Annotated in this window: 11 protein-coding genes and 2 pseudogenes; 8 read left to right on the top strand and 5 right to left on the bottom strand. The window is 28.9% G+C overall.

Features of this window, described 5'->3' with window-relative positions; all coding sequences use genetic code 11:
• Positions 1–2,328: pseudogene (locus RMN92_RS04035) on the bottom strand (translocation/assembly module TamB); the annotation flags it as partial.
• A gap of 134 nt (positions 2,329–2,462) precedes the next feature.
• Between RMN92_RS04035 and tsaD the strand changes: the two are divergent.
• The 7 genes from tsaD (at position 2,463) to RMN92_RS04000 (ending at position 9,048) form a co-directional block, all read left to right on the top strand.
• Positions 2,463–3,485 (top strand): tRNA (adenosine(37)-N6)-threonylcarbamoyltransferase complex transferase subunit TsaD, encoded by a 1,023-nt coding sequence (tsaD, locus tag RMN92_RS04030; protein ID WP_309608181.1) that lies wholly within the window; start codon positions 2,463–2,465, stop codon positions 3,483–3,485.
• Between the two features lies 1 nt (position 3,486).
• Entirely contained in the window at positions 3,487–4,191 is a 705-nt protein-coding gene (locus RMN92_RS04025) for a 16S rRNA (uracil(1498)-N(3))-methyltransferase (RefSeq protein WP_309608179.1), read from the top strand.
• A gap of 22 nt (positions 4,192–4,213) precedes the next feature.
• Entirely contained in the window at positions 4,214–4,855 is a 642-nt protein-coding gene (locus RMN92_RS04020; RefSeq protein WP_309608180.1) for a DUF4159 domain-containing protein, read from the top strand.
• Between the two features lie 302 nt (positions 4,856–5,157).
• Positions 5,158–6,120, top strand: coding sequence for a zinc metalloprotease (locus tag RMN92_RS04015; protein ID WP_309608178.1), 963 nt, complete (start codon positions 5,158–5,160; stop codon positions 6,118–6,120).
• A gap of 74 nt (positions 6,121–6,194) precedes the next feature.
• Entirely contained in the window at positions 6,195–7,283 is a 1,089-nt protein-coding gene (locus RMN92_RS04010; protein ID WP_309608177.1) for an AI-2E family transporter, read from the top strand.
• On the top strand, positions 7,283–8,464 hold the full coding sequence (locus RMN92_RS04005) for a THUMP-like domain-containing protein (protein ID WP_309608176.1): 1,182 nt from the start codon (positions 7,283–7,285) through the stop codon (positions 8,462–8,464). The genes RMN92_RS04010 and RMN92_RS04005 overlap by 1 nt, the downstream gene beginning before the upstream one ends.
• Positions 8,465–8,469: 5 nt before the next feature.
• Positions 8,470–9,048, top strand: a complete 579-nt coding sequence (locus RMN92_RS04000) for a hypothetical protein (protein ID WP_309608175.1) — start codon at positions 8,470–8,472, stop codon at positions 9,046–9,048.
• Here RMN92_RS04000 and RMN92_RS03995 read toward each other — a convergent pair.
• Positions 9,045–9,686, bottom strand: coding sequence for a M15 family metallopeptidase (locus RMN92_RS03995; protein WP_309608174.1), 642 nt, complete (start codon positions 9,684–9,686; stop codon positions 9,045–9,047). The two genes, RMN92_RS04000 and RMN92_RS03995, sit on opposite strands and share 4 nt — an antisense overlap.
• A gap of 264 nt (positions 9,687–9,950) precedes the next feature.
• Positions 9,951–10,079, bottom strand: coding sequence for a GIY-YIG nuclease family protein (locus RMN92_RS03990; protein ID WP_309608173.1), 129 nt, complete (start codon positions 10,077–10,079; stop codon positions 9,951–9,953).
• A gap of 226 nt (positions 10,080–10,305) precedes the next feature.
• Here RMN92_RS03990 and RMN92_RS03985 point away from each other — a divergent pair, with 226 nt between their 5' ends.
• Positions 10,306–11,565 (top strand): phage integrase SAM-like domain-containing protein, encoded by a 1,260-nt coding sequence (locus RMN92_RS03985; RefSeq protein WP_309608172.1) that lies wholly within the window; start codon positions 10,306–10,308, stop codon positions 11,563–11,565.
• A gap of 643 nt (positions 11,566–12,208) precedes the next feature.
• Here the strand turns inward: RMN92_RS03985 and RMN92_RS03980 are convergent.
• Positions 12,209–12,811 carry a hypothetical protein gene (locus RMN92_RS03980; protein WP_309608171.1) on the bottom strand — a complete coding sequence of 201 codons (603 nt, stop codon included), beginning with the start codon at positions 12,809–12,811 and terminating at the stop codon, positions 12,209–12,211.
• Positions 12,693–13,077 (bottom strand): annotated as a pseudogene (locus RMN92_RS14550) (hypothetical protein); the annotation flags it as partial. The pseudogene RMN92_RS14550 and the gene RMN92_RS03980, both read right to left, overlap by 119 nt.

Below are 13,077 nucleotides of genomic sequence, written 5' to 3'. Positions count from 1 at the left end.
ATTGAAATTGAAGCAAAGAAGACACCAACAATAACTGACGAGATATTCATACCACAAACAACAATTGAAGCAAATTGTGGAGCCACCTTTAAATTCAGATCTAAAAAACAATGTATCGTTTGCAGTAACATTGATTAAGGTAAAATCTGATACATTATAGTATTTTGTTTTGATGCTATCCATTTCGACATAAGCATTGTACAATGGGTTTTTGTTATCAATTTCAATATTTACATTATCAAAATAATTCTCGTAGGCGGTAATATTTGGCGACTTAAAATTGAATTTAAATTCATCATTATCTGAATTTATATTTCCTTTCATGACGGTATTTTCCCCAAGAGATATTTCAGGCAAAAATATTTCAATTAATTTATTGTAAACATTAAAATCAAATTTCAAAAACTGACCTTTATTTACTTTATTTGGTGAATAGTTTGCATACAAGCTACCCAAAGAATTTTCTACCAATTTTTGAAGTTGATTGAACTGAAACTTCCCAACTACTTTGCCTTCAATAATATCGGGCGAATTTATTGTCATGGTTCTTATTCTATTTTCATCAAATGAAGATTTTATTTCAAAATCGTCAAAAAAGTAAGCGTCTTTATTGTTTTGATAAGATGTTTGGTTAATAAAAATTTCGCCATGAAGATTGTCAATCGTATTTCCTTGGGCATTTATAGTCAAATCTCCTTTAAAAATTGAAATTGAATCTTTGGTGTACAATCTTAGTTTTTTAAGATTTGCATAGTCAACATTGGCATGAAAATTATACTTTTTTTCTTGATTGCTTAAATTTAAAATACCGTCGAAATCCATTTTCAAATTTGGGTCGTTGGTAATAATGTCACCTTGAAAAATAGCTTTAATCATGGTTCCATCTACAACAATATTTTGATAATTATATTTGTTATAATAAACACTTTTGACTTCTCCTTTAAGTTTTGTATTTAAATATTTCTGTGTAAAACCTTTTCCATCAACATTTAAATCTAAATTCAAAACGCCAATATCTGTTCTAGTTAACAACTTTCCTAAGTTGAAATTATTCAATTTAATATTTCCTACATAAGTAGCATTATCAATATTATTAATGTTGGTCATGTTTAATTTTGTTTCTACTTTGCCCAAAATAGAATTCAATAAAACATTTGCTTTTATAGTAGAATTAGTAATTTCTGTAACTCCAGAAAGATTGAAATTTTCCAATTTTTTAAAAGTGGTTGGAACATTTTCTCCTAATAATTTCGGCAAAATTGAAACAAGATTTGAATAAGTAGATGAAATTTTTTGAAAATTTCCATACATGTAAAAATCTTTTTTGTTTTTTGACAATAAGTTTCTGAAAGTCAAATCTCCTACAATGACAGTTTTATCACTATCGCTCAATTTTAAATTGATGGTGGAAAAATTATTTAAAGTTCCTAAAACTTTAGTTCTAATATCAAAGACCTTGTTTTGACCAAATTCATTATAAAAAAGATTTAAATCATTTGATGAAATTTGAGCTTTGTCAAGTTTTACATCAAACATAACTTTATTATTAAAATCTTTAAAATCTTCTCTTTTATATCTTAGCGCAACATAGCCTTCCATGTTTGAATTTGGAGTTTTCAAAATCAAATTTTCTAATAAAATATTTTGTTTGGTATAAGTAAAGTTTGATTGCAAGTTTTCGACTATCAATCCATGTTGCTCCACGAAAGACATTCTATTAATTTTAGTATTTACGTCTGGCCCCAAAACTTTGAAATTTGAAGTGTGCGCGTTAAGTTTGGATAAGTTTAAAATTTCTGGAGCGCTTAAATTTTCATCTGTTACATTAAAATGACTGTTGGTTAAATAAACTTCTTTTGCGGTAAGTAGGAATTTTTTTTTAGATTTTGAAGGTTTTCCATCATCAAATAATGCTATGAATCTATCCAAATTTGAATCTTTATCACCTTTGTAGTTTTTTAGATTAAAATCGAATCCATCCAACCTAATTTCTCCAAAAGTCAAATCACCATCAATTAATTTCTTGTAATCTAGAATATTGGTTTTTAATCTATTTACATAAAAAAGAGTGTCTTTTTTATAATCTTTAACCAAAACTTTTTTGAGTTTAAGTCCGCCAAAAATACTTATGGAAGCTTGATCAATATTAATATCTGTTCCATATTTAGCATTTAACTGTGCTGTGGCATACTGTGCAATTTTGGTTTGGGTAGATGGCAAAGAAATAATAATACCAAGTGCTAGCAATAACAAAACAATTCCAAAAAGGAAAAATAATATAATTCTTCTAATTTTTTTAAAAACTGTATTTTTTTTATTTTCTTTCAACAAAATTATTTTCCAAAAGGTAAATGCTATTAAAAAGTGTAGATTTGACTAAAAAATCTATATTTTTGGGGTTCGATGTAAAATTATAAATTTTAAATCGGTTTATCAAATATAACGCAAAATCTATGCCTTTTATGCTCAAAGCACCAATTTATATTCTTGCTATCGAAAGTTCTTGCGATGATACAGCAGCAGCTGTACTATCAAATAATAAAGTTTTATCGAATATAGTGGCACGACAAGCCATTCACGAACAGTATGGTGGTGTGGTTCCCGAGCTTGCTTCAAGAGCGCACCAACAAAATATTGTGCCCGTAATTGATGTGGCTTTAAAAAATGCCAACATCAATAAAAATCAGCTTTCAGCTATTGCCTTTACTCAAGGGCCAGGACTTATGGGTTCACTTTTGGTTGGAAGTTCTTTTGCAAAATCGATGGCAATGGCATTGAATATTCCATTAATTGCTGTAAACCATATGCATGCTCATATTTTGGCTCATTTTATTGATGAAGATGGTTTTGACAAACCTGAATTTCCATTTCTAGCCTTGACAATTTCTGGCGGACATACACAAATAGTTGTGGTAAAAAGTTTTTTTAATATGGAAATTATTGGAGAAACTACAGATGACGCGGTAGGAGAAGCTTTCGATAAAAGTGCAAAAATATTAGGTTTTCCTTATCCTGGCGGACCTTTAATAGACAAATATGCACAGTTGGGCAACCCCAAAGCTTTTAAATTTACAAAACCAAAAGTTCCTAATTTAGATTTTAGCTTTTCTGGGTTGAAGACCCAAATTCTATATTTTATTAGAAATAATGTAATTTTAAATGAAAATTTTATTGAAGAAAATAGGAACGATATTTGTGCCTCTATTCAAAATATTATTATTGAAATTTTAATGGAAAAACTCAAATTGGCAGTAAAACAGACTGGAATTACCCAAATTGCTATTGGTGGCGGGGTTTCCGCAAATTCTGGAATTAGAAACACATTAAAAGAAAGTGAGAAAAAATTGGGTTGGAAAACATTTATTCCAAAATTCGAATATACAACAGACAATGCCGCAATGATAGGAATAGTGGGTTACCACAAGTTTTTAGAAAACCAATTTAATAATGCTTCAGTGGTTGCGAAAGCAAGAATAGAATTTTAAAATGCAATTATTTTACAATCCAAATATTAGTCCAAAAGACAGCGAATTTTCTTTTGATAAAGAAGAAAGCAAACACATAGTCAAAGTTTTACGCAAAACCGAAGGAAATATTTTATATGTGACTAATGGTTTAGGGGATTTATTTACTACAAAAATTATTTTGTCTTCCGAAAAAAAATGCACTGTTTTAATAACTCAAATAGAAACGAATAAATCAACCAATTTTTATATCCATTTGGTAGTAGCTCCAACAAAAATGAATGAACGTTTTGAATGGTTTTTAGAAAAAGCTACCGAAATGGGGATTCACGAAATTACACCTATTATATGTGATCGATCGGAAAGAAAAATTATTAATAGAGATCGTTTTGATAAAATTATTCAATCTGCCATGAAACAATCTTTACAATTTTTTATGCCAAAATTGAATGACCCCATAAGTTTTCAAAACTTTATATTAAAACAACATGATGGAAATTTGTGCATTGCACATTGTGAAGAAACTGAAAAAATATTATTAAAAACAAATATTAAAAAAAACGAAAAATATACTGTATTGATTGGACCAGAAGGCGATTTTTCAGAAAAAGAAATTAAGTTGGCAATAGAAAACAAATTTATTCCTGTATCTTTAGGAAATACAAGATTAAGAACAGAAACAGCAGCAATAGTTGCTTGCCACAGTATTGTTTTTACAAATGAATAAAATGATTTTTGATAGATTTATTATGAGAGCATTATATATAGGTTTAATTTTATTTTGTTTTAGCAGTAGTTTTTCACAAGAAATTGCATTGTTAAAATACTCTGGAGGTGGCGATTGGTATGTAAATCCAACTTCATTACCAAACTTAATCAAATATTGCAATCAAAATATAAATACCAAAATAAAATTAAAACCAGCCACAGTTTCTGCTGGAAGTCCAGATATTTTTTCATATCCATTCATACACATGACAGGTCATGGAAATGTTTTTTTCAACGAATTGGAAGTTGAAAATCTTAATAAGTATTTATATTCAGGAGGATTTTTGCATATAGATGATAACTACGGGTTGGATCAATACATTAAAAAAGAAATAAAAAAAATATTTCCAAATATCGATTTGGTTGAAATACCTACTACGCATCCTATATTTCAAAAACCAAATGCTTTTCCCAATGGATTACCAAAAATTCACGAACACGACGGAAAAAGGCCTCAAGCGTTTGGCATTTTTGTAGATAATAAATTGGTATTACTTTATACTTACGAATGTGATTTGGGCGATGGCTGGGAAGATTCTGAAATTCATAATGATCCACAAGAAGTACGAGAAAAAGCTTTGAAAATGGGAGCCAATATTCTTAATTTCGTTTTTAATAATTAATTATTTTATATTATACACATTTATGTAACCTTCTTTTGGCAAATTTTAATAAACATAGTAGTTTTTTTTAAGTATTTTTAAAAATATTTATTATTTTAAATATTATTTTTTCAACATAAGATTATTCTCTAATTGTCATATTTAAAACATATTGGCAGAGTTATTAACAATTTGATTTAAATGGTTTTGATAATATATTTTAATAAATGTTATCAATTATTTTGCAAATAATATATTTTGTTATATTATTGCCAAAGAAATTAGTTATAAATTAACATATTATCAACCAAATCAACCAAATTATGAAAAAATTGTTATTAAGTGCTTCAGTATTATTTTTTATGTTCTCATGTCAAAATGAAGAAGCAGGAATTCCAGAATCTCAAACACAAGTTGCTGTAAATGCATCCGCTAGATTATGTGCTTCAAACGACGTGTTAAAAGAAAATTTAAAAAACAACCCTGAATTAGCAGCTAAAATGCAACAAATTGAAGCTTTTACATCGGACGCTCTTACAAATGGTCGTATAGTAAATGGAAAAATTGAAATTCCAGTAGTGTTCAATGTATTGTACAGAACAACTGCAGAAAATGTTTCATTAGCACTACTCCAAACGCAAATTGATGTTTTGAACAAAGATTTTAATGCATTAAATTCAGATTTCAATACTGCAAACAATCCTTATTCTTCAATAAAAGCAAATGTTGAAATTAGCTTTGTTCTAGATCAAGTAATCAGAAAATCAACTACAAAAACTTCATGGGGAACTAATGATGCAATGAAAAAAGCTGCATCAGGTGGTTTGGCCGCAACATCTCCAACTACAAAACTAAACTATTGGGTTTGTACAATTGGTGGAGGAATTTTAGGTTATGCACAATTTCCTGGAGGTTCATCTGCAACTGATGGTGTAGCTATCGACTCTAAATACACAGGTGTTACTAGCTCATCTTCTGCATCTTATCCTTATAACTTAGGAAGAACTGCAACTCATGAAGTAGGTCACTGGATGAACTTACGTCACATTTGGGGAGATGCAAATTGTGGATCAGATTTAGTTTCAGATACACCAACTATGGATTCTCCAAATGGTGGAGTTCCTGCTGTAGGTTTAAGAAGTACTTGTTCAGGTACACCACTTGAAATGTATATGAATTATATGGATTACACAGACGATAGAGGAATGTATATGTTCTCAAATGGTCAAAAAGCTAGAATGTCTGCTATATTTTTAGCGGGTGGCTCAAGAGCTTCATTCAGATAATTTACTAAAGAATACTTAAAACTCGCCTATATGGCGAGTTTTTTTGTTATATTCGTTTTCTAAAATTTTTAGGGATGACATCAAAAATTATTGCAAACGGAATTTTAAGATCAATAGCTAGCATTATTGGAATTGCTTTATTACTATTATTTTTATACGAAATACAATCTGTTATAATTTATTTGATAGTTTCATTAATATTAACGTTGATTACCAATCCGTTATTGGAATTTTTTAAAACAAAATTAAAATTTAAAAACAATCTTGCAGTTGTATTTACCATGCTTATTTTAATTTTGATTTTTGTAGGTTTTATTATGATGTTTGTACCGCTGATTATTTCTCAAATTGAGAGTCTATCACTATTAAATACTCAATCTATAGAAAAAAATATAACCGATTTAACAAGTCAATTTGAAGCCTACTTGACCAATCATAATATCGATTCTTCCAAACTATTAAAAGATTCAAAATTGACTTCAAAATTAAATTTTAATTTTATACCCAATTTTTTGAATTCTGTTTTAGCGACATTAAGTAGTTTCGGAATGGGGCTCGCATCAGTATTATTTATTACATTCTTTTTTTTAAAAGATAAATTAATTTTTCTAAAAGGTTTAAAAAAAATCATACCAGACAACCATGAAGAAAAAATACTAAACTCTCTTGAAAAAACCAATCATATGCTAAGCAGATATTTTATTGGTTTGCTAATACAATTGTCCATCGTATTTGTATTATATATTATTGTATTACTTATTTTTGGGGTTGCCAATGCATTTGTAATTGCATTGTTGTGTGCCATCCTCAACATTATTCCATATATTGGACCACTTATTGGATCAGTTGTAGCAGCTGTTTTAACAATGATTGGAAATTTGAATGGCGATTTTCAAAATGATATTATTCCAACCACTTTGTATGTATTGTTAGGATTTTGGATAGTTCAAATTATTGATAATAATGTTTCTCAACCCATTATTTTTTCAAAAAGTGTGAATTCTCATCCTCTTGAAATATTTCTAATCACACTTATTGCAGGTTTTCTGTTTGGAATTATGGGAATGATTGTTGCAATTCCTTTTTATACGATGTTAAAAATTATTTCTAAAGAATTTTTCCCAGAAAATCAAGTAGTCAAAATAATTACTAAAGATCTTTAATGTTTCCCAAGTACATTTTAAAAACTGAAATCCAAGATTTTATTAATAGAAATATCGAAGCCAATATTATTAATCTTGCTTTGCAGAAAAATCCATTTTCAGAATTTAATTACATAGAAATAATTAGCCAAATAGCTGCGAAAATAAAAGCAAAAAATAAATTACCAACTTGGTTTAATTCAGAAAATATTATTTATCCGAGTAAAATTTCAATAGAACAAACATCTTCCGAAATTACTGCAAACTACAAATTGAATATTGTTTCTGGAGAAAGTTTAATTGATGTAACAGGTGGTTTTGGTGTGGATGATTTTTATTTTTCAAAAAAAATAAATCAAATCATACATTGTGAAATGAATTTGGAACTTTCTGAAATTGTAAAACATAATTTTGAAATTTTAAATCAAAAAAATATTACTTGCGTTTTTGGTGATAGTTTAGAAACACTAAAAAAATTGGTTCAAAATTTCGATTGGATTTACATAGATCCTTCAAGAAGAAGTGATGCAAAAGGTAAAGTTTTTATGCTTCATGATTGCCAACCGAATGTTCCTGAACTTCTGGAAAAATACTTTTTGTACACCAAAAATATTTTAATAAAAACCGCACCAATACTTGATATTTCGGCTGGTTTGGGTGAATTAAAAAATGTAAAAAAAATTCATATAGTTGCAGTAAACAACGAAGTAAAAGAAATACTTTGGGAAATAGAAAAAAATTATAACGCTGAAATTTTTATTAAAACTATTAATTTCAATAAAAATCATGAAGAAAAATTTGAATTTGTTTTAAATACAGAACCAATTGGCAAAACATACTCTGAACCAAAAAATTATATTTATGAACCAAATTCGGCTATTTTAAAATCTGGTGCTTTCAACATAATATCAGATAAATTCAAAGTTAAAAAATTACATCAGCACTCACATTTATACACATCAGACGAAATTATTGAATTTCCTGGTCGAATTTTTAAAATTGAAAATCATTTTGAGTGCAACAAAGTTGAAATGAAACGATTTTTAGAAAATACAAAAGCAAATATTACAATTAGAAATTTTCCAGAAACAGTTGAAAACATTAGAAAAAAATGGAAAATAAAAGATGGTGGAAATGTGTATACTTTTTTTACAACTGATGCAAATAATCGTAAAATTGTGTTACTTTGCGCCAAAATTTAAACCCAATGAAATTTAAAATTATTATTCTCTTTTTTACAATACAAACTGCTATTTTTGCACAAAAAAATCCTTGCGAATATTCTGTAAATGTTACAGATTCCATAGGAACGCTCAAAGAAACCACTAGTTGCCTTGTTCAAGAAAGAGTATTTGGAAATACAGCACAATTGATTTTTTTATCTTTAATTTCAGATAATAATGTGCCTCTATTAAACCTACAAATTATACAAAAAAGTACTGATTTTATTGCTCCAAAATGCTTGGATAAAAATTCTAAAATTTATTTTCAACTATCGAATGGTAAAATTTATACCTTCCTAAATTCCAATGAAAGTCAGTGTGATAATTTATTGTATAACGAAACTGAAAAGCTAAATAATCGCATGCTAGATGCCAATTTTTTGTTTAGAAACGATGATTTTGAAGCCATAAAAAAATATCCAATCATTATGATGCGTATAAAATTTGCTTCGGAAACAATAGATTATATTTTACCAAAACAATTAATTTCAGAAAAAATTAGCGGAAGCATTTTTAGCCCAGAGAATTTTTTTATAGATAATTTTTCTTGTATCGAAAATTAATTGCAATCCCAATTAAAATTGGATAATTTATCTTTTTTTGAACCTTCCAAATTATAGTGCCACCATTCTGAATCGAATGATTCAAAATGATGTTTCAGCATAACTTTTTTTAATAATTTTCTGTTTTTAATAACTTTCGATGGAAGTTTTTTAAATAAATGACTGGATTCAGGTTCAAAAAAATCGAATATAGTTCCCATATCAAGCTCTTTTCCATTTTTATCAACTAAGGTAATGTCTACCGCTCCACCACGATTATGAATAGATCCTTTTGCTGGATTGGCAACATAGTTTGGATCTGAAACAATAGCCCACATTTTTTTCTGTACATCAAGCGGTCTGTAGCAATCGAAAATTTTTATTTTTAATCCTTTTTTGTTGAATTCTTTATTAGCTTCAATTAAATTTTTTACAGTTTTAAGCCTTAAAAAACAAGCCTGACAATCATAAACTTTAGCTTTTAAAAAATTATCAGTCGTAGCATATTTCATATCTAAGACAAAGTCTTTATTATAATCTGTTAAATTAACAAAGGTAGTATCGTTGATTTCTATTTTATTACTTAAAATGCTTTGTGAACTTGCAGAAATACTGCTATTAATTATTATTGAAATAAGAGCTAATTTAACTATTTTCATTATAGATTATTTTTTACTAAAGTAAGAAATATTTATAACAAAAAAATTCTTTGATTTCTCAAAAAATTTTAAAATTGTGGACTATTGAGATTCGAACCTGAAACCTTCCCGATTAAAAATCGGGATGCTGTATTTATCTAAATCTAAATTATCCGATATTAATTTTTGAATCCTTAATTTACTTTTCCATTTTTTGATTTCCAATTCTCTCTTGTAAATTTCAGTTTTTGTTAAAAAATTTTCTGAACAAACAATTTCCCAATCCTATGCTTTTGAAGTAAAACCTGAATGGTTCGATAGATATTTTCTCAACCTTTCATTTAAATTATCATAAGTATGACTAATATAGTATTTTGCCAATAATTCTGAGCGTAAAATGTAAGTGTAAAACATAATTTATAAAAAAAGCCCTGCAAAAATGCAGAGCTTGTGACCCAGTCAGGGACAATACCCTTAAATTGTATTCAATCCAATTACTCCTTAAACCATTATATATAAAGGCTTTTTAGGAAATTACATTTATTTAAATAGATTTAAATTGATAAAAATTCACTTTTTGTTGACTAAAAGTTTACTAAGTTGTTTTTATTTTTACATTTGTATTATCAAATATAAATAAATGGCAACTATAAAATACTTACTTCAAAGCAAAAGTGAAACTTCAAACATTTATGTTCGTTATTCAATTGATAGAAAAACAGTTTTAAAACGAAAAACTGGTTATGTAATTAATGCTAAAGATTGGAGCGAAGATAAAGCATTATCAAAAACTGGAAAAGAAGATTTGAAAGTACTCAAATCAAAACTAGAAAAACTTGCTATTTTTTTAAATAACTCTTACAATGATTCTGTAAGTAAGGGGATTGAACTTACGGGAGAATGGTTAATGCTTCAAATTGATTTATTCAATAACAAAGTGCCTGTTTTAGAATTGGACGTTTTAACCACCTATATTCAAAAATACATAGACGAATCAAATTATAAACAAAATGCTAAAAAAGAATTGGGTTTGAGCAAAGGTCGTATCCAAAATTTGAAGTTATTTAAAAATACTATTTTGAGATATGAAACAGAAATTTTTAAAAGCAAAAGTATACTTCTAAAAGATATAAATTTATCATTTGTAGAAAAATATAAAACTTGGTTATTTGACAAAGGATATTCTGTAAACTATGTAGGCAAAAACATTGCAAATATTAAGACAATTTGCCTTGATGCTTCCAAAAATGATATTGAAATATCAACACAAATTAAAAGCGTAAAGGGACTTTCAGAAAGCAAAGCTCCAGAAGATATTGTTTTTTTGAATGATGATGAACAACAAGCCATTAAAGACACAATATTAAAGAGAGAATCATTAAACAATGCACGGAAATGGCTATTATTGGGTTGTTTAATTGGACAGCGTGGTGGAGATTTATTAAACATTACCGAAAAAAATATAAAAGAATTAAATGGAATGAAAATAATTGAATTGAAACAACAAAAAACAGGAAAGCTTGTTGCCATTCCGCTACTTCCCGAAGCATTGGAAATACTAACTAATGGATTGCCTTATAAAATTTCGTTGGTTCGATTTAATGAATATATTAAAGAAGTTTGTCAAATTGCAGAAATAAATATTCCAACAAACGGACGTGAAAAATTAAAGGCAAATAGTCCAACAGTTAAAGGTGTTTTTCCAAAACACAAAGTAATTAGTAGCCATGTTTGTAGACGCTCATTTGCTACGAACTTTTATGGTCGCATTCCAACCCCCATTTTAATGAACATCACGGCACATGGAACCGAAAGAATGTTTTTGAATTATATTGGAAAAACGACTTATGATAATGCATATCAAATGTTAGAATACTTTAGTAAGTTAGCTCCAAAATAAAAAAATTAGTAATAATAAATTTGAAATTATTTCTGCTCAAAATTTTATAAAAACTTAATAAAAGAGATCTTTTTATTTTGATGTATCACAAAAAACGAAGTTTTGTTTTTTGTAAACTGATAAACAGTGACTAAAATTAAAATCTAATTTTGCTAAATTCAGAAAATTTATTCGTTATTCTAACGTTACCTTAACGTAAAATGGACTTATATTTATGAAAATTCCACCTTTGTTGAAAATAATACAAACCGAATTAAACAGATAAAAATTTATATTGTATTAACAGTTGCCTTATTATTTACATTATAAAATATGGAATTTGTACAGTTAAGATTGATGTGTCTTGTTCTGCACTAATTGTATCGTCCTGAAAAAAGTTTACACTTTAAATAAAATTTATTTGGTATTGTGATATTAAAAAAAACTAATGTATATCCAATAAACGCAAAGGTTACAGCCAAAAAAACCATTGGTTGCAACCAAAAAAAACTAACTGTTGCAACCAAATTGCAACCAAATTGCAACCAATGGTTGCAACCAAAAACCTGCTGTAACGTCCTGAAAAATTTTTAACTTTATTCATTTTTATTAACGTTAATGTGTAAACCTATTTCAGGACAAGACAAATAAAATAAACTTTTGATTATTTTTCAAAAACCCCATATATAAATATACTTTCAGGTACTCTTCCACCATCAATGGAGTAAATAACTATTAACTTTTCATTTTCTGAAATTTCTAATTGTCTTGTATTGTGAATAGGGGTGTAAGCATAATAAATACCATTTTCTTCCTTAATATTTAGTTCATATTGCTTAGCTAATATATTGAGGTTCTCTTTGTTAAAGTGACTAAAAGTGGATAATGTTTTTACATTTTCCGTAATAATAAATATCATTTTATTATTTACTTCTACATACGAATTACCCCAAATAGAAAAATCCGTTGAGCTTAGCCAATCATTGTATTGATTAGTTACAAAATGGATTTTTAATCCATCGAAAAAAATATAATTTATTATTTTGTTCATCTCGATCAGCACCAGATCTTGCGGTCTCACTCCCCGCTTCAAAATCGCACGGGTGAACGCGCCGGTTCCGGGGCCGAACTCCACCACCCGACCACTGTCAGGGCCAAGGCCTGCAACCATTTCGCGGGCGAGAAAGGTTGATGATGGCACAATCGCCGAGGTTTGAACCGGCTGTCGCGCCAACTGTCGCAGAAAAAGAACGAGGTCTTTGGTCATGCAGCGGGTTCCCGTTACTTGGGGCAGAGCGGCATGATGCCATTGTATCGCGCAGCGCAGACGGGCGATTCAACACACGCACGCCCTGTGCAACGGCTACGTCCAGGAGTCGTGTCGCCAGCAAGTAGTCGGTGTCAACCGGCGGGTCGGTCCGCATCAGCACCGCGTCAAAATCGGTGAGCAAACAAGTAGTTGGCGCGGCAGCGGTATACCAGTCATCGCTGCTGCGCATTTCCAGCGCCGCACACGCGGCTAGCGCATGACCA

Origin of the sequence: Flavobacterium sp., from assembly GCF_031363805.1 — a bacterium.
In the GTDB taxonomy this organism is placed as follows: Bacteria; Bacteroidota; Bacteroidia; order Flavobacteriales; family Flavobacteriaceae; genus Flavobacterium.
Note: the sequence above shows the minus strand (reverse complement) of the source record. Positions and strands in the feature narration are given on the sequence as shown.

What these genes read in the sequence shown, in the direction of transcription:
- tsaD (WP_309608181.1), top strand. Translation starts at nt 2,463, where the DNA reads ATGCTCAAAGCACCAATTTATATTCTTGCTATCGAAAGTTCTTGCGAT.
- RMN92_RS04025 (WP_309608179.1), top strand. Translation starts at nt 3,487, where the DNA reads ATGCAATTATTTTACAATCCAAATATTAGTCCAAAAGACAGCGAATTT.
- RMN92_RS04020 (WP_309608180.1), top strand. Translation starts at nt 4,214, where the DNA reads ATGAGAGCATTATATATAGGTTTAATTTTATTTTGTTTTAGCAGTAGT.
- RMN92_RS04015 (WP_309608178.1), top strand. Translation starts at nt 5,158, where the DNA reads ATGAAAAAATTGTTATTAAGTGCTTCAGTATTATTTTTTATGTTCTCA.
- RMN92_RS04010 (WP_309608177.1), top strand. Translation starts at nt 6,195, where the DNA reads ATGACATCAAAAATTATTGCAAACGGAATTTTAAGATCAATAGCTAGC.
- RMN92_RS04005 (WP_309608176.1), top strand. Translation starts at nt 7,283, where the DNA reads ATGTTTCCCAAGTACATTTTAAAAACTGAAATCCAAGATTTTATTAAT.
- RMN92_RS04000 (WP_309608175.1), top strand. Translation starts at nt 8,470, where the DNA reads ATGAAATTTAAAATTATTATTCTCTTTTTTACAATACAAACTGCTATT.
- RMN92_RS03995 (WP_309608174.1), bottom strand. Translation starts at nt 9,686, where the DNA reads ATGAAAATAGTTAAATTAGCTCTTATTTCAATAATAATTAATAGCAGT.
- RMN92_RS03990 (WP_309608173.1), bottom strand. Translation starts at nt 10,079, where the DNA reads ATGTTTTACACTTACATTTTACGCTCAGAATTATTGGCAAAATACTAT.
- RMN92_RS03985 (WP_309608172.1), top strand. Translation starts at nt 10,306, where the DNA reads ATGGCAACTATAAAATACTTACTTCAAAGCAAAAGTGAAACTTCAAAC.
- RMN92_RS03980 (WP_309608171.1), bottom strand. Translation starts at nt 12,811, where the DNA reads ATGACCAAAGACCTCGTTCTTTTTCTGCGACAGTTGGCGCGACAGCCG.